The sequence below is a fragment of the Alteromonas sp. H02 genome, from assembly GCF_059682525.1.
In genome coordinates this window covers 2,694,498-2,717,106 of sequence record NZ_CM185021.1, presented here as the reverse complement: position 1 = coordinate 2,717,106, position 22,609 = coordinate 2,694,498, and the positions used below count along the sequence as shown (strand labels likewise).

At 43.8% G+C, this 22,609-nt stretch carries 17 protein-coding genes and 2 pseudogenes; 6 read left to right on the top strand and 13 right to left on the bottom strand.

Going from position 1 to position 22,609, the window contains the following annotated elements:
- Positions 1-76: 76 nt before the first annotated feature.
- A pseudogene (locus AC566Q_RS12675) lies at positions 77-545 on the top strand (cation diffusion facilitator family transporter); the annotation flags it as partial.
- A gap of 105 nt (positions 546-650) precedes the next feature.
- Here the strand turns inward: AC566Q_RS12675 and AC566Q_RS12670 are convergent.
- From AC566Q_RS12670 to AC566Q_RS12655, 4 genes are all read right to left on the bottom strand, one after another.
- Complete coding sequence (locus AC566Q_RS12670) at positions 651-2,426, bottom strand: Tn3 family transposase (RefSeq protein ID WP_499617157.1); 1,776 nt, start codon at positions 2,424-2,426, stop codon at positions 651-653.
- Positions 2,427-2,480: 54 nt separating this feature from the next.
- Positions 2,481-3,221 (bottom strand): IS21-like element helper ATPase IstB, encoded by a 741-nt coding sequence (gene istB / locus AC566Q_RS12665; RefSeq protein WP_499617154.1) that lies wholly within the window; start codon positions 3,219-3,221, stop codon positions 2,481-2,483.
- Positions 3,222-3,230: 9 nt separating this feature from the next.
- Positions 3,231-4,763, bottom strand: coding sequence for an IS21 family transposase (gene istA / locus AC566Q_RS12660; RefSeq protein WP_499617151.1), 1,533 nt, complete (start codon positions 4,761-4,763; stop codon positions 3,231-3,233).
- Positions 4,764-4,906: 143 nt separating this feature from the next.
- Entirely contained in the window at positions 4,907-6,310 is a 1,404-nt protein-coding gene (locus AC566Q_RS12655) for a DUF4158 domain-containing protein (protein WP_499617148.1), read from the bottom strand.
- 223 nt (positions 6,311-6,533) lie between these two features.
- On the opposite strand from AC566Q_RS12655, the gene AC566Q_RS12650 reads away from it, so the two are divergent.
- Positions 6,534-7,307, top strand: coding sequence for a SprT-like domain-containing protein (locus AC566Q_RS12650; RefSeq protein ID WP_499617146.1), 774 nt, complete (start codon positions 6,534-6,536; stop codon positions 7,305-7,307).
- Between the two features lie 69 nt (positions 7,308-7,376).
- Entirely contained in the window at positions 7,377-8,477 is a 1,101-nt protein-coding gene (locus AC566Q_RS12645) for an ISAs1 family transposase (protein WP_123323549.1), read from the top strand.
- A 147-nt stretch (positions 8,478-8,624) separates the two neighbouring features.
- Here the strand turns inward: AC566Q_RS12645 and AC566Q_RS12640 are convergent, their stop codons facing one another.
- Complete coding sequence (locus tag AC566Q_RS12640) at positions 8,625-10,016, bottom strand: DEAD/DEAH box helicase (protein WP_499617143.1); 1,392 nt, start codon at positions 10,014-10,016, stop codon at positions 8,625-8,627.
- Positions 10,013-10,519, bottom strand: coding sequence for a VspR family transcription factor (locus tag AC566Q_RS12635; protein WP_499617141.1), 507 nt, complete (start codon positions 10,517-10,519; stop codon positions 10,013-10,015). The genes AC566Q_RS12640 and AC566Q_RS12635 overlap by 4 nt, the downstream gene beginning before the upstream one ends.
- A 105-nt stretch (positions 10,520-10,624) precedes the next feature.
- Between AC566Q_RS12635 and AC566Q_RS12630 the strand changes: the two genes are divergently transcribed.
- Positions 10,625-10,831, top strand: coding sequence for a helix-turn-helix domain-containing protein (locus AC566Q_RS12630; RefSeq protein ID WP_499617138.1), 207 nt, complete (start codon positions 10,625-10,627; stop codon positions 10,829-10,831).
- A gap of 186 nt (positions 10,832-11,017) precedes the next feature.
- On the opposite strand, the gene AC566Q_RS12625 is transcribed toward AC566Q_RS12630, so the two are convergent.
- The 4 genes from AC566Q_RS12625 to AC566Q_RS12610 form a co-directional block, all read right to left on the bottom strand.
- Positions 11,018-11,353: a hypothetical protein gene (locus AC566Q_RS12625; RefSeq protein WP_499617136.1), complete on the bottom strand. Its 336-nt coding sequence runs from the start codon at positions 11,351-11,353 to the stop codon at positions 11,018-11,020.
- A 108-nt stretch (positions 11,354-11,461) separates the two neighbouring features.
- Positions 11,462-12,550: a toll/interleukin-1 receptor domain-containing protein gene (locus tag AC566Q_RS12620; protein WP_499617133.1), complete on the bottom strand. Its 1,089-nt coding sequence runs from the start codon at positions 12,548-12,550 to the stop codon at positions 11,462-11,464.
- A gap of 171 nt (positions 12,551-12,721) precedes the next feature.
- The gene (locus tag AC566Q_RS12615) at positions 12,722-13,186 is read right to left on the bottom strand and encodes a HEPN domain-containing protein (RefSeq protein WP_499617131.1); all 465 of its coding nucleotides are present in this window, start codon (positions 13,184-13,186) and stop codon (positions 12,722-12,724) included.
- Between the two features lie 358 nt (positions 13,187-13,544).
- Positions 13,545-14,522, bottom strand: coding sequence for a tyrosine-type recombinase/integrase (locus tag AC566Q_RS12610; RefSeq protein ID WP_499617128.1), 978 nt, complete (start codon positions 14,520-14,522; stop codon positions 13,545-13,547).
- Between the two features lie 171 nt (positions 14,523-14,693).
- On the opposite strand from AC566Q_RS12610, the gene AC566Q_RS12605 reads away from it, so the two are divergent.
- Both AC566Q_RS12605 and AC566Q_RS12600 read left to right on the top strand, forming a co-directional pair.
- Positions 14,694-15,737 (top strand): DNA-binding protein, encoded by a 1,044-nt coding sequence (locus AC566Q_RS12605; protein ID WP_499617127.1) that lies wholly within the window; start codon positions 14,694-14,696, stop codon positions 15,735-15,737.
- A 452-nt stretch (positions 15,738-16,189) separates the two neighbouring features.
- Positions 16,190-18,764: pseudogene (locus AC566Q_RS12600) on the top strand (TonB-dependent receptor plug domain-containing protein).
- Positions 18,765-18,807: 43 nt separating this feature from the next.
- Here AC566Q_RS12600 and AC566Q_RS12595 read toward each other — a convergent pair.
- From AC566Q_RS12595 to tnpC, 3 genes are all read right to left on the bottom strand, one after another.
- A complete protein-coding gene (locus tag AC566Q_RS12595) occupies positions 18,808-20,220 on the bottom strand; it encodes a heavy metal sensor histidine kinase (RefSeq protein WP_044447536.1) in 1,413 nt (470 codons plus the stop codon).
- Positions 20,210-20,887 (bottom strand): heavy metal response regulator transcription factor, encoded by a 678-nt coding sequence (locus AC566Q_RS12590; protein WP_499617124.1) that lies wholly within the window; start codon positions 20,885-20,887, stop codon positions 20,210-20,212. The genes AC566Q_RS12595 and AC566Q_RS12590 overlap by 11 nt, the downstream gene beginning before the upstream one ends.
- Positions 20,888-21,121: 234 nt before the next feature.
- Positions 21,122-22,531 (bottom strand): IS66 family transposase, encoded by a 1,410-nt coding sequence (gene tnpC, locus AC566Q_RS12585; protein WP_499617122.1) that lies wholly within the window; start codon positions 22,529-22,531, stop codon positions 21,122-21,124.
- Positions 22,532-22,609: the final 78 nt, after the last annotated feature.

Genomic DNA, 22,609 nt, shown 5'->3' with positions numbered 1-22,609 from the left:
CTACATTAGATATGTGGGAGGGGCTTTATGAACTTTAGTAAAGCAGCAAAACATCATGTGTTTAAAAAGTTAAATCATGCACAGTCACAATCATAGTCACGACCATTCACATGGACGTTCGAGTGATGCGTCAAAGCGTATTGGTTGGGCGTTTTTCCTAAATGTGGTGTTCACCATTATCGAGTTCGTTGGTGGCTGGTTAACTAACAGTACCGCTATTATGGCGGATGCTGTTCATGATTTAGGCGATAGTTTATCTATTGGCACCTCATGGGGTTTAAACAAGCTCAGTGAAAAAGATGCTAATCGTACATTTTCCTATGGATACAAACGGTTTTCACTGCTGGGCGCATTAATTAACGGCGTTGTGCTGACTATTGGTTCCGTTTGGATACTTATTTGAAGCCATTCCCAGACTGGCTGAGCCTGAAATGCCCCAGGCTGACGGGATGTTGTTATTGTCAATCTTTGGTATCGCCGTAAACGGTTATGCTGCCTACAAACTCAGTGAAGGGAATTCGCTTAATGAGCGCGTGCTCAATTGGCAGGGTGACCGACAGTTTGAGGTTGTAGATTTTGGAAAATAATTCTATCTATATGAAATATATTTAATTTTTTCGTATTTTTGACTAAAAAGCTTACGCTGTTCTTCATATCCTTAGGTTTTTCATCTGCTGATATGAGGCAATAAAAGAACTCTTAGGCTGTGGTTGAAACTCATATGTCCCTAAGAAATTAATGTGTGCCCACGCTATAACGGATCCCGACGCAATTGATTGGAGGAGTTCTTCTTTTCCTTCTTCAGAGTCGGTTTTGAGACATGTATCAGAGAGAAAAAGGTAATTCCAAAAAATGATCATGTTTCGAAGCAGGGTATTGCACGATGCGATTAATTGTATTTCGTTCTCTAAACCAACTTGTAGTTTGCCTTTTCTGCCGAACAATACTGCTTCCGCTAATTTTTGGCCAAGCTCTACACGGTTTAATTGCTTTTGAATGGATTTCCTTAAATTTTCGTCATTTACATAATTCAAAATGAAATGTGTTTTTAAAAGTCTCCCGAAGTCTTTGAATGCTAAATATAGTTCGCTGTCTTTTTCACTTGCAGAGAGTATTTTTAACATTTGAGACGGACTACATCTCCCGAGCTTCATTGACACCATCAATCTTAAAATATTGTCCCAGTTATCCAGCAAGCGTTTTTTATTGATGCCGGATTTCGGAGAGATGGGCGAATTGCTATGTGTAATCTTTGTCTTGTTGTCAAAGTAATACAATGTCTGTTTATGTACATCCATAATTCTGGGCGCAAAAGCAACGTCTAAGAAATATAAACCAGCAAAAACTGCTTCTGTGTAGCCATGCGTATCCGTTGAGTGGCGGTGCAAATCAATATTCTCATGTTGCAACGTATGTTTAGACGACACCATACCCTCGAGCATGTAAGGCGCCTCTCTATCTGAAGACGTCAGTACATTAACATGGAACAATGACTGTTTCTCATCAAGGAAACTGTTAATGTTGATACCTTGTTCTTTACCAAAGTACTTATAAGAATAGTTTGCTAATAATGAGTTAACATTTACTACAATTTTTTTGCCGTCGCTGCTCGTGTGAAGGACGCCTTTATTATCATTATAAATAGTAGGAAGGTTAAGCTCTTGAATTGCCTTAACGATTTTGTCATTAGCCTTTTTTACATTAGCTAGAGTCACCCAGTTAGATTCTGTATCTCTAAGTGCCTTTTCACTGAACTGTTTTGTCGCGCGCGCCATCCCCGTATGTCCAAGGTTGGTACCGAGACTTAATATGGTCGCAAATAGTAGTCGAATATCAATTTCAGATTTACCTGATGTAGGGGAACGGTTTGTAAAACATGATGAAAATTGACAGTGTGTATCTGCTTCAAACATGATTTCTTGTATGGTCACGGATTTCGACCCAGCTAGAAGATTGGGGATTACTTTAGCGATACTGAATTCTGCGTCCGGTAGTTTTATCCGCCATGTACCATCTTGTTTGAGGTTGAAATATGGGTTTTCATCGTTAATAACCCTTTGATTTACTCTGTCAAATTCAATTGTGAGCGCGTTTCCTATTTGATTAAGTATTGATGGACCATCATTGAATTTTTCCATGGAGACGGCTCGTAGTAGTTTTTCTCGACAATAGTTTCGCCACTCCTCATCAGGTATTAAATATTGGTACGGTTGCCGGTGTTTATAGGAATATTCAAGCGTCAGGCTGCGATCCTTTAGGGCATTTTGTACTGCCATAAGCAAAAGCACTCTGTATTTATGGATTGGTAAAACATCATCCTCCGCTTCTAAAAGTTGTCTCTCGGCCTGGTTTAAAAAATCAATGGGGCTCGTATCGTCTATACTTGTAGGGCCTGACTGGTTGCATATTCCGGCTAATCCGGACACCAGCACCGGTTTAATCCGGACGCCTGTTTTCCTCGCTTTTCTCTAATCCTATTTTTATCCTATCTGTCCGGATTGTGCCAGCTTTCTCATTGATTCTCCTCCCAACTCAATCCGATGGCTGTTGTGGATCAGCCTGTCCAGCAGAGCATCTGCCACCGTTGCATTGCCTATCATGTTGTACCATTCTTTAACCGGGAGCTGGCTTACCATGATTGTACTGGCTGTTTGATAACGATCCTCCAGTAACTCCAGTAGATGACCGGCTTGCTCCTGGTTCATCTTTTCCATTCCCCAGTCATCGATTACCAGCAGCTGTTTCTTTGATAAGGCGAGTAGCTGTTTTTGATAACTGCCATCCAGCCGCCCTGAACTCAGATCATCCAGTAAACGGCTAAGACGATAGTAACGAACGCTGTACGTCTGCTCACAGGCCTGGGTTGCCAAGGCGCAGGCTACGTAAGTTTTTCCGGCACCTGTTGGTCCGGTGAGTAGGATATTCTGGTGCTTTAGCAGGTAGCTCCCGGTTAATAGTTCACTTATCTGGATACGTTTTAGCCCCCGATCTTCTTTGTAGATAAGCTGATTGGGTGAGGCATCAATACGTAACTTGGCTTGTCGTTTCAGGCGTTCGATCCTGGCCTGGCTTCGCCCCAGTACCTCGCTTTCAAGGAGCAGACTAAGCCGCTCCTCGAACGTCAACTCAGCATAGGTGGAGAGTTGCTCTCGCTGTTGCTCAAGGCCCTTGGCGGCATGGCCAAGACGCAGGGTTCTTAGTTGCTCATTAAGCTGATTCATGTCGTTCTCCTAGTGGTAACTATTTGGGCCACGCACATTGCTGTGCTGGATATCCGGGGTGGTATGAGACTCACAAGATAACTGGCCTTCCCGGTGGTTTTTAAGCAGGTTTCTGATAAAGCGCAGATAGGGCTTATCTACCATCAGCGCATCTTTGCAGGCTTGTTCCAGGCGCACATCGCCGTATTTTTTGGTGAGATTAAGCAGGCCAAGGCAACTGCGGTACGCTTGCGCGGGATGATCTTTGGCGCTGAGCTGAGCACTGACAACCTGTCGGGTCGCAGCCCCAACATTGCCACCCCAGCTCAGCAGGCGCTCCGGTGACCACTTCTGGTACTGATGGTTGCTGGGCATATGCTCCGTGTGTGTACTGAGGCCGTGCGCTTTCTTGCTGGTCGGATGTTGAGACACCAGGTTTCCCTGGTGGTAGATCTGGATTAACCGCGCGTTCGCCTCCAGTTCAACATGCTGGCCTACCAGTTGATGAGGGACTGAGTAATAGTGCTGTCGGTATTCGATGTGATAGTCCGGTCCTACCTTGGCGCGTTTGCTTTCTGTATACAGATAGCGCTGAACCGGGAGAGGTTTCAGCGCGGGTTTATCCAGGCTGTCGAATAAAGCTTTGCGGCTGGCACCCAGTTGTTTCATCTCTCTTTGATTCAGCTCATCCATCAGCTCCCGGATCGCCAGATTTAATGCATGGAAAGTGTGGAATATGCGGTGGCGAAGACGCATCATGATCCAACGTTCAACAATCAGTACCGCGTTTTCGGCTTTGGCTTTATCCTTCGGTTTATAAGGCCGTGCGGGCATCACCGCTGTACCGTAATGATTCGCGAGTTTACGATAACTGTCGTTGAGTTTCGGCTCGTAACGATCCGTTTTGGTGACCGCGGCTTTAAGGTTATCCGGGATCAGAAGCGCTGGTACGCCTCCGAAGTGCTCAAAGGCATTCGCGTGCGCTTCCAGCCAATGCTCCAGTTTTTGACTAGGGCAGGCTTCGACGTAGGTGTAATTGGATGCCCCCAACGTTGCAACGAAGATCTGCGCATACCGAACCTCTCCGGTATCAGGATTCACGACCGGGATTGTCGGGCCACAGTAGTCGATAAACAGCTTATCGCCGGCAGTGTGGATCTGACGCATACTCCGCTTTTGCATCTTATGCCATCGAAGGTAATACTCACAGAACTGACTGTAACGGTAGGCTCTGTGCTGATGTTCGGCGACATATTCTTCCCACAGAAGCTGCTTGGTCATGCCTTTACGCTTAAGCTCGATAAAGCACTGAGCGAAATCAGGCATGACCTTATTTTGAGCCGCCGTTTTTTCCCGATACAGGGTCTGTGTTAACGCGGTATCGGAGCAGTTGTCGGTAAGTGGCCAGCGCAATGCGCTTTGTTCAAAGCGCGTCAGGATATCAGAGATGGTCGAGCGTCCTGCCTTGGTACAGGCGGCGATCTTTCTGACAGACAAACCACATTCGAATTTAAGGCGCAAAATCTCTTTGATATTTGCCATAGATGTCCTCTTTTTTGTCATGCTCACGTCCTCGCTATAATTCAATCGATAACGAGGATTGTGACTAATTGATTTAAAAGAGAAAAGAGAGGGATTCCGGCATTCCGGACAGGGTTTCCGCCTAATCGGACAGTGATTCCGGAGTTAGCAGAAAACTGGCTGGCTTATCCCGGAATCGGTGTCCGGATTAAAACGGAAAGGGTGTCCGGATAATGCCGGAATCGATGTCCGGATTGCTCCGGTGTATGCAACTGGTAATACTTTACGGCCGTAAGTAGGGCTTTATTTTTACTTGTTGTATCAAAAGCCATCGCTTTGACAAGATTGCCAAATTGACGCTGAATAACAAGCGCTTTACTAAACATTGCTTTATAAAAATCAGCTTGCGTAATTTGCTTGTTCAAACTGGTATTTAACTTTTCTGCACAATCATCAAACGCAGGGTTTTCAGTTTCAAAAAAAGCCATGATAAGCTGGCGAGTACGTTCATTTTTTTCTGCATTTGATAATGCTATGTCATTTGTAATTGAGAGGATAAGGCGAAGAACTTGTTTTGAGTCTTTGGCGCTTAATAAAACAGTTTTATTTGCTTCAATTGTTTCACGTTGACTAACTTCTCTTCGTTTACGCTCCTCACCTCGCGCTCGGCTGATATGTTGACGCATAACTTTAATTAAAGCCATTGCAGCAAAATCTTGTCGTTGATAAAACTGATCTTTAATTAACGCTGAAAGGTGTAAAAAAGTTTTGTTATCCCTTTTTAATCGTTTGATTACGGATAAATCATTTAAGTAGAAAGTGTCTGAAAAGTGCTTAACGGCTTCATCTGTAAGGTTGATGGATTTTACTAACGGTAATATAGTGACGAAATGCTCTTTGTAAAGCTCTAGTAGCTTCGCATTAAGCTGAAGCTTTTGTTGCGTTTCGCCCTGATCAATGCGTTTAAGTTCTTTTGCCGTAAAATTTACCCCAAAATTATCGAGATACTCGTTTAGCGATGCTATTTGTTCAGCATCGACTTTTTCTCCAAAGTGCAGAAGTACCTGATTGTCATAATCCTGGAAGGTAAGAGTGATGATTTCATTGAGTTGATTGTAGCTTGGGATCTCAATTTTGTTCTGCCAACAATACGAGACTAGGGCAAACAAAATGTCTTCTTTGTGTTGACGAACAGCAACTAGGTTTTCTGCATAGGCGATTAAATCGGCCTTTTTGTCGTCACTATAAGCACTCCAGTTAAAATGTGCTAGTATCATCTTTTTGTGACGATGCTGTGCTTCTGCGCGATACTCAAGTATATCAATAGGTATTCTTATACCTATTGCTTTTACTGCCCGTTTAACATCGTCATTGTGAAAATCTTTTGGCTCAAAGAAGCACCCTTTTGCTTGGAAATAGGCTTTTTGAACTAAGAATCCAACTTTGTTAACATCATTCTGCAGTTTTGAAAGTACTTTACGCGTAGCCACGTCGACCAAAAAGTAGGTATTTCTTGCCTCTTTAGAAAGTTTTGGTGCCTGTTGAAAGGCCCGCTTTCTTGCTGGTGACAGAATTTTTAGAAGTGGCACGGTCGTATTCCTTTTATCTTCTATTCGATTTAAATATCAAACGGCTTTTTTATATAACAAAAAATCTAAATTCATGCACTGTACAGTGCATAAAAATGAAAATAAAATTATAAAGATATGAATCTCTATTCCATCAAGTTATTAGAAAAGGTATTTTCTGGTTATTCCTGTTATGTACAATAAAGGGATGAGTACACCTACACATGAACTTTATGAGCCCTTAGTGCTCGCATACGATCACTTCAACCATTATTTGTTTGCTGGTGAGTTACCTACTGTTATTTTCACTTTACAACGCAAAAAAAACGTTATGGGTTATTTTGCTGCCCAAAGGTGGGGTAATACAAAAGGTGAAACATGCAGTGAGATAGCCATCAATCCGTCCTATTTCGCAAATTGTCGTATGATTGAAGTTTTTCAAACGCTTGTTCATGAAATGGTTCACGCTTGGCAAGCGAGATTTGGGCATTGTGTTGACGCGCATTACCATAATAAGGAATGGGCACAAAAGATGATTAGTATTGGGCTTATGCCTTCGTCTACTGGAGAGCCTGGTGGTGCAACTGTAGGGAGGCAGATGAGTGATTACATTATTAAACGCGGTCGGTTTATTGAAGTGGCTGATTTATTGCTTAGTGATAAAAGCTATCAACTCAAATGGGTAGACAGGTTTGCGTTACCACGTCTGCATGATTCTGTGATTGCTGATATGGACATCACTTATCATCATAACCAATCATCAGGTCAGTCAGATGATGTTTCCGTGGTTCCTCAGTGTATTAATAGTGAGTCATTGGAAATGCACTACTCGAATTCCGAAAATGAACATCATATGCCCGCGACGCATTCTCTACCGACATCGTTCTTTGTCGAAGAAGTAGCGCGTAAGCAAACGCGTAGCAAGTTCGAGTGTCCATCTTGTCAAGTAAAAGTATACGGTAAGCATGAGCTTAATCAGGGCAAGATCGTACTTTTGTTAAATTACTCTGATATCTGATCGATTTAATTCGTTATATTTATCATCATTAGTGTGATCAAATAGTTTTTTTGATGACACGAGTTAATTATGAGTTTTCTAAGCCATTTTTCAGAAGTTACCGATCCCCGCACGCAAATTAATGTTCAACATGACTTTATTGATGTGATATTTCTGACTGTGAGTGCAGTCCTTTCTGGAGCAGAGGGTTGGAGCGATATAGAAGTGTTTGGTCGAGATAAACTTGATTGGTTGCGCCAATACCGTCCCTTTGAAAACGGCATTCCTGTTGACGATACCATTGCCCGAATTGTTCGAGTAATATGCCCTGAACAATTAAATAAAGCCTTTATGAATTGGGTGAATGAAGTGCGTGTTGAAACGGGTAAGCCTCAAATTGCCATCGACGGTAAGACACTTCGTCATTCCTACGATGGCGATAAGCAAACGGCATTACATAGCATTACCGCCTGGAGCAAAGATGCAGGTTTAGTGCTTGCGCAACTGAAGTCATCGGGCAAGAAAAATGAGAATGCTTCGGTATTGGACCTACTCGACACGCTTAATATTAAAGGCGCTCTTATCAGTGCAGATGCCATGAACTCTCAGAAAAAGATAGTCGAGAAAATCAGCTCGGAGAACGCAGATTATGTGCTCTGCATCAAAAACAACCACAAACAACTACGCGATGAAATTGCCGCCTATTTCCATAAGGTAGAGAGGGATAATCCCGCTTGGATTGCCTGTAATGAACAGACTGATTCTGGCCATGGACGAATTGAAGTACGCCGGTGCCAGCAACTAAGAGTCAGTGAGTGGATAAGTGAAGCACAGCACTGGAAAGGTATACGCAGTGTTATCAAAATAGAGCGAGAGCGCCACCTTAAAGACAAAGAGGTGAGCACTGAAACGCAATATTACATCAGTTCACTGGATATTGACCCCGTTGCGGTCAACCAGGCTATCCGAGCACACTGGGAAGTCGAAAATAAAGTCCACTGGGTGTTAGACGTGACGTTCAAAGAAGATGATAGCCGAATACGCAAAGAGGACGGAGCGGAAAATGTCGGAGTGATTAGGCGGTTTTGTTTGAATATGGCTCGTTTACACCCCAAGAAAGCCAGCATGAGAAGCAAACTCAAAATGGCTGGCTGGGCCGATGAATTCAGAGCAGAGCTTATTTTTGGGTAAAAGTATGCGGTTGCCCTGTGAGCTTAATATCATCTGTGGCGATTGTCACACGCCGTTCGTAAAGTCCAATTAAAATAATACCTATTCTTGCTTACTAGAGTTTAACATTCATAGTAGATTACAGACTTAAAATCTCATCAACATTTACTACGGTGAAATCCGCAACACTTCTTCTCTAAAGCGACCATAGACTGAAATAGTAGCAGTTGTAGCTACTACTTCGTTAACACCATCAGCTGCCCATTGGACTATACCGTTTGGTATTAATTTAATGTCTTCAATCTTGGATTTATCTGAATTGAACTGTCTGTCCGGTGCACTATCAAAAGTATTTATCGTGTTTGGCTTTCCAGCCTTCATAGAGTTTATCTTAACGACAGCTCTAGGGACATCGCATTTCAATCGAGAAGCAAAATCAAACAAATCAGGTTGAGCTGGCATGATTAATGTCGCTGTATGATCGTCATATTGGGTTTCTATTCTTAATATCCGACCGAGAACTTGCCTGAAGTGAAGTTCAGTACAGATACGACTCAAATGGCAACAGACCTGTAGGCGAGGGATATCAGTTCCCTCAGTGACCATGCCTACTGAAATCAGCCATTTTTGAGTGCCGGATTTATAGTTTACAATAGTGTCTTGACTGTTTTTGTCCTCACTAGTTACCAATACCGGGGACTCGCCTGTCGCTTTTTCTAGCAGGTTATATATTTCTTTTGCATGAGAAATAGAAGACGCAATGATTAAACCGCCAGCATCTGGCTTGTCTCGTCGATATCGGTTAAGTGTAGTGACTGATAAGTCTAGCATGTGCTTAAGAAACTCTTCATCATTAAGCACCATTTGATAGGATAATGCGTTATCCGTCAGAAGTGCAGATAATGAGGAATGGTAGCGATCTCCTCTTCGTGAGTCGGTTGATTTCCAATTATCATTATCCACCATTAATATCGTCGGTATTCGGCATACGCCATCCTTTATCGCTTCTCTCAATCCGTACTCAAAATGCATCTTCGGTTTAAGATCACTGTTATAGGATAATGTCGTTACCATTGCGCCATCTGTTCTCCAGGGCGTCCCAGAAAGCGATAAGATAAAAATATCTTTTTTTGAATCAATCAGTTTGATTAATGGCTTTGACCAAGCTGTAGCGTTATCTAATTCTTGCCCGCCACAATGATGAATTTCATCGACGACTATCGCCAGTCTATATTTTTGCCAACGTTGTATAACGTTTTCAGCGATATTTGCAAGGCTTTGAAATGTGAGTGAGATACCGACTGATCCAAAGAGGCCATCCATTGGGCGATTCAACACTTGCTCAAACGTTTTTCGAGATCCTTCCTTAACAGCCAGTGAGGGGGAAAGACAAATAACATAATCTATCATGTCATTATCAAACATGGCCTTGATGGTTGCCGCCGCAAAGATGGTTTTTCCAGAGCCGGGAGTCGCTGAACAACCAAACTGACGATATCCCAGGAGAAAGTGGGTGAGGGCCAGATCACGACATACTTCTTGCCAATACCTTAATATCATGAGTGTGTAGCCAATAAAGTTTCCAACGCCTTTATCTTGCCTAGTGTGCGGACATTATCTTCTCTTAAATCATGCAGCTTACTGTCAATACGACTCGCCATCTCAGGAAATTCCCTTCTCAAACTTTCTAACTCTTCCGTCGCTCCCAGGCTTATTAAAATATCCTTTTGGCGAGCCTGAAGTCTTTTTTGGATCTCTGATGCGTAATTATGAAGTGGTGAAACATCCTTAGAGCCTGATTTTTCAGTGCCTCTTACACCCAATAGCTTTTCCGTTGCCATGTAATGTGCAACGTTGTATTCATTCCCGGTTAACTCGATTAACAAACCATGTTTGACAAATGTCCGCATAAAACTATGCGCCCAGCGTCTAACCTCATTTTTAGTTTTGTTAGTCGAAAATAATTCTAGGTAACGATCACGCAACATCGTTACACGAAAAGGGGTTTCACCAAAAGAGGATATGGCCTTAACCAAATCAGCATGAGGTGTAAATTGACGCATAATGTTACCTTTTTACTGCAAAGGGAATTTTAAAAATGCGGATTATAGTCCGTGGTTAATGAGGCGGCAAGTAGAGATATTACTGACTTTTGAAAAGGTCTATGTATGTCGTCTCTTGCACAAATATTAGGGAAAAACATTCGTGAAACTAGAAAGGCTAAAGGCTTTTCCCAAGAAAGTTTAGCCTTGCAGGCTAAGATTGACCGAAGTTATATGGGACGTATTGAACGTGGGGAAGCGAATATTACTGTCGACTTGTTATATAAATTATCTGAGGTTATTAAGGTGAATCCCCACGATTTACTTCCGTGAATATGTCAAACCAATTTCAACCACAGAGATGAGTCCTATGTTTGTTTTAACGCAACTAGGGGCAATTACAGCAACTTTTTGTCGTTTTCTCAATGACAACTTAAGACAAACAGCAGACGTTTAACACCGCCATAAACGGCGCTAGCCTACGAGCGAAGGGAGCTAATTTAATGGTCTTGTTAAGCATTACTTTTTACCAAACAAATAGCCTACCAAAGTACCAAAAAGCACGGCTACGGTTGAATCAAATTTTCCAGCGTAAGTAAGCAGGCTAGATGCGATGATGACAAATAAAACTATCCCAACCTGAAGCCATTTTTCAAATTTAGCATGGCTGGCATTTTTCTCTAATGCTGCCTTTTTAATATCTTCGAAAATACAGAGAACTCTTGATGCAATTTCATGCCCTTTCTCAGATTCGAGATACACGAGAAACGGCCCGATATCTATCTCTTCTTCTTCATACTCATGGGTTTCAGGCTGTACTTCCCGTTTCTTTAGTCGTTTTGATTCTCTGTCCATTTCTCGATACTCTAATTTGTATGCTTAACATTTAAATGATGCGGACCCTAAGAACCGCATATTAATTTATAGGCACGACCGGAGCACACATAATACCGGTAATGTCTCTTAGAACGGTATTTCTTTATCGATGGATATCAGCTTTATATCTCGCCCGGATTTTTCATAGGTTTTACTTGATACACGGTTAAGAAACTTAATGAGCCTGTTTTTACTACTGACTAGATGACCTGCGTTATAAAGCTGGCTATTATCACGAAAGGCACTTGTTATTACTGTAACTTCATCATCACTTAACGTCTTGATAACTCCACTCATACGATCAAATCGCTTTTTTGTTTCAGTAAAATTAGGGGAAACGCAAAAAGCGTTAATTAGCGCCGTTTGCAAACGATGTTTATTGCCAAGCTTTTCAGCAATAAGACTGTATATATCTAGCGCCGTTTGAAGCGTATCATGCGGATTATTTTTCAGTGCTTGTCGTTCACCTATAAACCCCTGGGGATCAGTTACTCCTAGCTTAAGTGAAATAACTGGAATGTTGCGTCCAAGAGCAAAACCCACCTCCTGGTTTGTCCATACGCTATCATGAAAATCATCGGTTAAATAAACCAACATAATTTCCATAGTTTCTAGACCTTTGACAATTTCATTTTGCCAGGTACTCATTGGCTCAATCGTGTCATGGGCTACAAAAGAAGAAATACCATACTCTTCTAATGAAATGGAAAGTTCTTGTGCTTGCACTTTATGAATGTCTCTGTGACTAATAAATACTCTGACATGATCAGGCTTCCAAATAGACAGTGTATTCGGGTTGATTCCTGGGCGATCATGTATTGATATGGCATTTTGAAATTGAGGATCATTTTGATCTTCATCCTCAAACCTCACAGCATTGATAAACTCGCTTTCGATGGATTGACAACACAACCGTAGCTTCGTAAGTAAATCAGCCTCGAAGTCACTCTTTCTGCCTAAGGTAACTTCTCCATAAATTTCAGGGGGTAAAAATAAAATTACATCATGTCCGTCTATACCACCGTTCCAATTATCATAACTGGTTTCTTCGTGAACATAGATGACTGATGAATTCACAACCCGTGCCTCTAACTCCTGGCCCAGAGCCTGATATTCAGTGGCAATGCGTTTGAGATATATAATTATTTTTGATGGAATAATATAATTTCTCTTCATTTTTTAGGTCTCAAATTGCAGATATCTAAACTGTATTTTCAGCATTTATGGTTTGCCAATATTCAGCTTAACGCCCTACTTAGGGCGGAAACACATGGGATAAAATTAAGAACGAAGTTACGCAGCCCATGTTTTTGCGTCCCAGCGAGGGACTAAAGCAGATTGTTAGGCCTATATGATTGGATATTTATTAGCCTCTAATAAACTATTTTTGCTCAACTCAGAAAAATGAGCTGTCATATTATTTATAAACCCCGAAATTTTTGGATAGCTTAGAATGAAAGAAACTAATGAATCAACTTCTTCTAAAACGAATGAGTAGGCCTCGGATGGCCCCATATTTTTACCGTCTTTTTGGCGAAAAATTGCTAAATGTAATGAAAGCTCCTCAACGTTTTCGGATGGGTAACGAATCTCTTCAAATTTATTTATATCATTGATAGCCTTAACATGTTGCTCATTACTCCCACCACTCCTTTGGCTAAATTCTGCCCAAAGTTTGAGTAGGTCATGACCGAAATCTTTTCTTGAACGAAGCTTTTTTATTGGTAGATCAGATAAGGCAGCTTTGAGAAATAGCTCAATCGCATGATGCAGCAAATTACCAGCGACAGGTGTTTGTAACTGTAACGCCAAAAACCTGCCGCCAACATAATACTGAAGTCCAAGTGGTAAAAACTCGAATTGTGAAGTGTGTGTTCTCAAAATTCCCCCAAAGGCCTATCAATTAAATGATACGGCCCCTAAGAACCGCATATAAATGAATCACTACCATCATAGTACAGCTTTACGCCGCCAAGTCATACACTTAGGCGCACGCAAAACTGGTAAGTAATAAATAAAGCGAATCGATATCTAACCGGCAATCTAAGCGCCTGCATATCACGTACAGAGCAGTCATAAAACAGTTACAAGAAAGACCGGTTTTATTGACGACTTGCTGAATTGATTTAGTTTACTTTACCCTTAATAATTTATTAAGGGCTGTAATTCTTTAAATTCTAGTGTTAAGTTGGGTTAATCTATTAGGAAAAGCATCGCTATGATTGAGATATCGCATTGCGGATTGGATATCTTTCCAGCCCACATACTGCATCAATTCATGTAAAGACCATCCTTGCTGATTAGCCCAATGAGCAAATCCACGCCGCAACGAGTGGCTACTGAACTCTTTGGAATTTGGTATGTTTGATTGAAATAAAACTCGTCGGAGTATTGCCGGAATGCTGCCGGCACTGATGCCGTTTTGATTTAGCTTGCCCCATCTGTCAATCTTACGAAATACAGGTCCATTAGCCATTTCTATCTGCGCTGCAAACTCTGAAATAGCGTTGACGGGGCATAATGTTTGAAGTGCCGGCACTTCAAAATACATCCCTTGGTTATGTCGGTCGGTTTTGGACTGCCTTACATAACCACGAAGACAGACATTATTGATGATCTCCAAATCCTCAAACATTAACCGGGATAATTCATCACTACGGAACCCTCGCCAAAATCCCAATAACACCAGAGCTTTATCACGGTAGGCGCGCTGTACGCTGGCATTGTTCTCAGAAGCGCGAATTTGCGCGTCCAACGATCCAGTGATCTGTTGCAAATGTTCTATTTGTAATGGATGAGCTTGCTTAGGCTTTTTACTGTGAACGGCCTGGATCCCTCGCATGATTTTACGAACGTGTACAGAAGAGCAGGGGTCTGCAAACCCTTGCGTTTTATGCCATTGGCTGAGCGCAGCCAGTCGTGTCTTCAGTGTACTAGGGGCTAAGTCATTGGCATACGTCACCAGATAGCGTCCGATATTCTCAGGCGACGTGGGTAACTTTCCGCCCCAATGCACCTCAAAGTGTTCGACTGCCGAGCGATACGTTTTACGCGTGTTATCCCGAGTAGCCGCATTGATATACCGCGAAATTCGCTCAGCGATTTCCTGCTCGTTTGCTTCATTGTGTTTAGAGAGTGATTTCGTCACGACGTGATGACTCCGTCCGGTCAGTACAGTTCTAAAGAATGAGAATAGGGGATATTCACCAGTCAAGATAGCATAATTCAAGATTATCGCTTGTTTATATTTCCCTATTTTGATTTCGAATGCTTCAAACATTATACTGTATATAAATATTACGTAATACAGTACATTATCATGGCGCGAACCGGCGTGACGCTGACAAACGTTAAACAAGCCACAGAGGCCATCATTGCGCGCGGTAACAGTGTGTCGATCGACGCTGTGCGCGCAGAGCTCGGGCATACGGGCTCAAAGAGCACTATTCATAAGCATTTGAAACGCTTAACCGAAGGGGGCGAAAATGCGCCGGTAGAAGTCTTACTGTCTGAAGAATTACAGCAGCTTGTAAGCCACGTTGCGGCGCGATTAAAAAAGGAGACGCATGCCACGTTGGTTGAACGTGAAAGTAGGTTTAAAAAGTCACTTGACGAGCAGGCGGCTTGCGCAGTCGCACTATCGGAGCAAAACGATACGTTGCAGGCTCAGATTGCGCGAGCTAACAATGACATCGCTGAATTGACTCAATATGTGACTGACATCACAGCGGCGCGCGATACAGCACTTCGCGAGTGTGATCGTTACGAACAACGGCTCGCATCAATGACACAGGAAATCCAGTTACTGACAACGCATAATCAATCATTAGAGGACAAGCACGTGGATGCGCGTGCGGCGCTTGAGCATTATCGTGCGTCTGTCGCGTCTCAGCGTGAGCGCGAAACCCATCATTTTGAAAGTACGATCGCACAACTCAATCATCAACAACACGCGTTGACGCAAGAGCTGGCCGGCTTAACCGGCACCAACCAAGAGCAAAAACTTACACTGGCGCGATTGGAGGTTACATTGTCTCAGGCGCTTAACGATCACAAAGCATTGGCAGAGCAGAACCGCTTTTTGGAAGAGGCACTCGCGCAATCCCGCAGTAACAATCAGCGTCTTGAACAAACCGTCGAGAGGTTAGAGCACGCATCCGATCTGCTTCGCGATGATCTGTCCTCTTCGACTGACGCTCTGAATACACAAACGATTGCACTTAATGAAACTCGCCAACAATTAGTGGCAGCTGACGCGACGGTAAACACACAAGCGCATCTGATCGCAGAATACATGCACCAAACAAACAAAACGGTGAAAAAAACGAAGAAGTTAAGCGTAAACGATGATACGCCGCAATGATAATGCTGTTGATGCGTAAACGACACAAGATGTTATGTAGCGAACGATAAACATACCACCTTATCAAATGAACAATGTCTCACCAGGTGAGCACATCGACCGTCTGCTTTTCTTATGACATTGCTGTGCTCAAGATCCAATCCCTACCGTTGTTCATGACGCTATCGGTGCTGGGGCGCTGCGCAGCATAGCCTATGCGTCCCATGGCATCGTCATGATTTGCCGGCTGAAGATCAGGCATTTCTTACACTCTCAGTGCCTTTCAAAATTGTAATTATCATGTAATCCCACCGCCATGTAGGTCATGGCGGATTTTGTCAGTTTTGGCCAGTGTCTGCGCGTATTTTGCGCAGCACGGTAGTCTCTTAGCCCTCCTACATCTGTAACAACCGGTTTGGGTTCTCAAGAGATTTTTCAAACAACACGACATAGACATAAAATCAGGGAAACACATGACTAACACTAAATCAAAGGCGACAAGGTTGGGGTTTGCAAAGACTCTTTTGTCTGCTTCCATCGCAGTGGCTATTTCACCCACGCTGGTTGCACAAGAGCAGGCCGGCACCACTGAGGCGGATGTAGAAAAAATCGCAGTGGTCGGTACGCGTTCAGCGCCACGCTCGATAGGAGATTCTGCGGTACCTGTTGACATTATCAGCGCAGAAGAATTTAAAAGTACGGGGTCCACCGACATCACGACAATGATGCAAGCCGCCGTGCCATCCTTTAATGTTAACGACCAACCAATCAATGATGCTTCAACCCTAGTACGTCCCGCGAATTTAAGAGGGCTCGCGCCGGATCACACCTTGATACTGGTGAATGGAAAACGGCGTCATCGCTCAGCGGTTATTACGTTTTTAGGTGGTCAAATATCCGACGGTGCGCAAGGGCCTGATATATCCGTCATACCGTCTGTTGCACTTAAACAAGTTGAAGTATTACGGGACGGTGCGGCAGCGCAATATGGCTCTGACGCAATTGCCGGCGTGAGACGCTGAAGGAGGCCTAGTGGAATTTAATAAAGGTCAATATTATGAAGGGGATGGCGCAACGACGATGGTCGCGGGCAATGTTGGGTTGCCATTGACTGATCAAGGGTTTGTCAATCTCTCTCTAGAATATCGAACGGCCGATCCCACGTCACGAAGCGTACAACGCGATGATGCGGCGGCGCTGATTAACAATGGCAACACGTTCGTTGAAGATCCGGCGCAAGTCTGGGGGAGTCCTGAAATAAAAGGGGATCTTAAGTTTTTTGCCAATGCAGGTTTGGAGCTTGATCAAAACAGTGAAGCGTATTTATTTGGTAACTATGCGAGACGAGAAGTGGAGGGCGGGTTTTACTTTCGAAACCCACACAACCGCGGTGGTGTCAATGATGGCGGAACCAATGACAGTGGTGAGCAATTATTACTGGTAGCCGACTTGACGCCAGATCTATCGGGCAACTGTCCGACCGATATAGCCGTCGGCTCAAATGTGCTAGAAAACCCTGTTTATATCAACCAAGTTGCAAACAATCCTGATTGTTTTGCATTCAACGAACTCTTTCCTGGTGGATTTACCCCAAAATTTGGGGGGATCGTTACTGATGCTTCATTGGTTGTTGGTACTCGTGGAGAATTGGATAACGAGCTAAATTACGATGTCAGTGGTGCTTATGGTACTAATGAAATCGATTATGCCATTAGCAACACCATAAATCCGTCATTAGGACCGGATACACCAACATCGTTTAATCCCGGGCGCTACATTCAAACAGAAGCGAGCTTCAATATCGACATCAATAAGTATATTGATATTGGCGGGAATGAACCGTTGTTCTTAGCCGGGGGCATTGAATATCGATATGAAGCGTTTGAAGCCATCGCTGGGGATCCAAAGTCCTACGAAGTAGGCCCTTTAGCCGCACAGGGATTTGGTATCGGTTCAAACGGCTTTCCTGGGCTAGCCGCTCGGTTCCAAGGCAAGAATAGTCGTAATAGCGCAGCGCTGTATATTGATTCGGAGTATTTCTTTAGCGACGATTTTATGGTGGGAGCAGCTATTCGGTACGAGGACTTTAGTGATTTTGGTGACACAACCAAAGGCAAGTTGTCTGCGCGCTATCAACTGAATGAAACCGTCGCAATACGCGGCGCCATTGCAACTGGATTCAAAGCGCCGACCATAGGACAATCGAATGTACGAAACGTCACTACCGCGTTCAGTGCAACGGGATTGGTTGATAGAGCCACGCTGCCGCCGTCGGATCCGATTTCCATTCAAAAGGGGGCAACGCCCCTCCAACCTGAGGAATCTACGAGCTACAGTGTGGGATGGGTAGGAGAATTTGAAAATGGGCTATTTGTTACCATCGATTACTTCAATATTGAAGTTGAAGATAGGATCAGCACAACGTCGGGGATCACCCTCACGCAAGCGGATATCAATGCGCTTCTCGCCCAAGGCGTCACTGACGCATCGAGTTTTAGTGAAGTAAGTTTCTTCACAAATGACTTTGCAACGTCAACACAAGGTATTGATGTCGTCGCTAATTATTCAATGGAAATGTTGGGAGGAGATACGGTTTTCTCGTTTGCGGGGAACTGGACCGATACAGAAGTTGATGATGTTAAAACGTTCGATGTGAATGGTGAGCAAGTCCAAAACATTTCACCCACTCGCATTCGAATGATTGAGGATAATTTGCCTGAATACCGCTTCAGCCTGACTGGCAATCATACGAATGGCGATTGGCGGGTATTAACGCGCCTTAATTATTTTAGTGACATTTTTGAAGATCACATCGATGCCGGTTTACCCATAGAGGAAGTGGGTGCGGAATACACGGTCGATTTTGAAGTTGGTTATCATATTAATGAATCATTTATTATGACACTAGGCGCTCGAAATGCGTTTGATAACCTCCCTGATGAAAATGTGCTTTATGATACCGAAGTGGCGGGTTCAAAGTACCCAACGACGTCACCCATTGGCATTAACGGCGGTTTCTATTATTTAAAAGGCGTGTATACCTTTTAGTCCAACGGGCGTCTCGAACTAACACTTGCGTGTGTTCGAGGCGTCAGCTACGCAATGGAAAGATGACCGTGAACGTGGTTGCCTGCTCATCTGATCCCACTTGTATATGTGCACCGTTAACTTCAAGAACAGATCTCGCAATGGTTAATCCTAATCCAGCGCCTTGCCCGTCACGTTTTCGAGATGGATCCGCGCGGTAGAAACGATCGAAAAGGCGAGAAAGTTGAATGTCAGGGATCTTATTACCTGGGTTTGAAATCGATATCAATGCTTCGTTATCCTGTATTTGAGTAGATACGGTTACTTCTGCATTATCGGGAGTGTACCGAATGGCATTAGATAACAAGTTGCTCAGTGCTTGTCGAAACATCGATTTGTCGCACATTAACGTTATTTTGTGACCAATAAGTTGAATGCTGATGTGCTTCTCTTCGGCCAAGAGCTCAAAGTATTCGATTAATTCACCGATTTCTTTCTGACAGTCTATCCGCTCAGCGTTGGGTTTGATCAAGCCATGCTCCGTTTGTGCTAGTAACAACATGTCACTGACCATTTTCGACATTCGCTCGTACTCTTCTAAGTTAGAATATAAGATGTCAGTGTATTCATTCGTCGAGCGTGGTTGATTGAGTATGACTTGGGTCTGTGTAGTCAGGTTGGTGATAGGCGTTCTTAGTTCATGAGCTATGTCAGCGGAAAAATGGGACAGCTGCTCAAACCCGCTTTCAAGTCTCTCAATCATCGCATTAAAGGACTCCACCAGATTAGCAAGCTCCACTGGGACTTCGGTGGGTTCCAACCTGATATCCAATTTATCCGCGGTGATGGAACCGATTTTGCGACTGAGACGTCGTAAGGGGGAGTGACCACGATAAACAGCAAACCGCGCGGCTAAGATCGTAATAGCCCCAGACAATACAATGATCCCCCACAATGTTGTCTCGAAGTCTTCCATATAGTTCATATGAAATTCCATGTTCGAGGCAACGATGACTTGATAATGTGTTTGGCTGTTGCCGTCTTCAATACGCACGGTTATTTCCGTTGCCCGTAACATATGTTCGCCGTCGAAAAAGAGGCTTAACATGGATGGCGTTATTTGTTCTATTTCATACGTATCCCCAGGGTATTTTTCTAGCACCGCGCTCTCACTGCTAAAAATAACTTCGTTGTCTTTATTTTTAACTAAATAATAGACACCGTGATGCCCAGAGACAGCTTGGAATAATATGCTAGACGGTGCGACCCCTTCATTATACGCTGTATTAAGCTTGCGTTTCACGGCTAGAAACACCTCATTCAGCTCATCTGCATCCTGCTCTTCAAAATGCTGAGCAATAGATTGCTGCACCATAAGACTTATAAACGTTAGGCAAACAAAGATAGTGAGCCCAACGAGTATAGTGACTCGAAAGGCGAGAGAGCTTGGTCGCTTTGATAGATCCTTAAGATTCATTAATACAAAATTTATATCCCATCCCACGCACAGTCTGAATGAGCTTTGGTGAAAAGTCATCATCGATTTTTGCTCGAAGACGGCGAATGGCGACATCAATCACATTGGTATCGCTATCAAAATTCATATCCCATACTTGAGAGGCAATAAGAGAACGTGGCAACACTTCTCCTTGGCGTCTCACCATTAATTCTAATAAGGTGAACTCTTTAGTTGTCAGGTTTATTGTGCGCCCACTTCGCGTGGCAATACGCGAAGGAATGTCGAGCTCCAAATCGGCTATGTGTAAAATATTATTGGGCACGGACGTGCCGCGGCGGATCAACGTACGCACACGCGCTAGCAGCTCAGCAAATGCAAACGGCTTCACTAAGTAATCATCTGCGCCGAGCTCTAAACCTTTAACACGGTCATTCACATGATCACGAGCAGTAAGAAAAAGAACCGGTGTATGATTGTTAGACTCTCGTAACGATGACAATATTTTCCAACCATCGATATCAGGCAGCATGACGTCTAAGATGATCAACTCATTTTCACCGAGCATGGCTTTGTGATGGCCATCGAGGCCGGTCCGAACTAACTCAACAACAAAGCCCGATTCGGCAAGGCCTTGTTTGATGTAGTCTCCAGTTTTTGTTTCGTCTTCAACGACTAATATTTTCATGCGATGTTCCGCCCGTGTTACTTATGATAAGCCCGCTTACAATATTAATGTACCTAACGAAACCGTGAAACGAAACACCTACTATGTAGGTCGCTTTGTAATTTCGCCGATGTCCAGATACTTTAATGTTGAGTGCACTAAATATGTTAGTCCTTAGGTAGCTGATTATGCAACGAAATCCTTGCTTTTAATCCATTATAATCGGTCTAATTGTTGTAACCGTTCAGCAGGGCCCTATTGACAGGCTGCTTTGAAGTCGCCGAGTAGAGGATAGGACGTTTTGTTTAACGTCGCTTCGAGAATGGCGCGGAGCCAATTCAGTGGATTCAGCTTTTGTTTCCGGCAGGTTTCTACAATGGTGAGTATACGTTGTCTGAACAGTTCCCCTCGGTGAGAACACACGCCATAGCTGCCTTTTCGCCACAGCACATAGCTTCGCAATGAACGCTCTGCTTCATTGTTAGTGAGGGGGACGCCATCGTGACTGAGGAACACCCAGCACATATCATCGTGTTTTAGCCGCAGCTTACACCGGTTCTGATAGCGGGGAGTAACACAACGCCTTGATGCCAGTTCAAGTTGTTCTCGCCAGGCGATACGCAGTTTTTCCATTCGGTCCCGGTATCGCTTTTCACTTAGTTCGTTACTCTCATACCGGTGTTGCAGCCGGAACAGTATGCGAATGAGCCTGACTAACGTTGTTCCATAGGTTTTATTCGTACCCCAGCTTTCCGCCAGCGCATTCATGTTTCTTAAGATATGCGCCCAGCACAATTGACGGTGGTCTGAATCGATGTAGTGATAACCGGCATACTGGTCAGTAACAACAATGTTTTCCGGATTATCGCCGAGTAGTTTCTTTGCCGCCCAGGCGCCACGTGAGAAGTGCGTCATAAAGCATGATAATTCTGCTGTGCATACCTGCCACATCCAGCGGTTTTCATTGCCCCGCTGATGACGGGTTTCATCACAATGAACCACTGCCTCATTATGCATAGTCTCTTTAATATCCTGATAGGCAGGCGTCAGCACCGCACTGACGCGGCCTTGTGCTTCAGAGATAGCACCGCGACTGAACGATAAACCAAAGTTTTGCTCGAGCTGTTGCTGGATTTTACTGATACTCTGGTGAAACTGACCCGACTGCATCGCCACATACGCCAGCAGGTTATTGCCCATCTGCCCTTGATTCACGTTGTCGGGTAGTGTGGCTTTTACCGTTTTACTGCACTGACAACACTGGCCCTGATGCAACTGATGTTCGACTACAGAGAATGCTTGGCTGGGAATATCAAATACCTGATGCCGACGATAAGGGGAATCATTGATAGCAATGTCACCACCGCAAGCACAAGTATCGTCGGGATAATAGGTGCGCGTCTCATCAACGGTATCGGCCAGCATCCGCTTACTACCTTTATGGCCGGATTGCGCACCGCGCTTACGGCCTGTCGGCTTTTTAGCTGGCGCAGAAGAGGACGCCCCCGGCCCATTAGACGATGGCGGGCGCGATGAATTACGACTGTTTTGATTCAGTCGGTCTTCGAGGTCATTTAGCCTGTCCCAGAGTGTACTAATGAGCTCATTGGCATCATCGAGATTAGTAGCGACGGGTGGCTTTGTGGGCTGCTTTTTACGTGGCATGAAACCACTCTGACAGACTGGCGGGATCAATCAATAGGATCCCCACGATCATTGAAAATAAATATTACTAACTGTCAA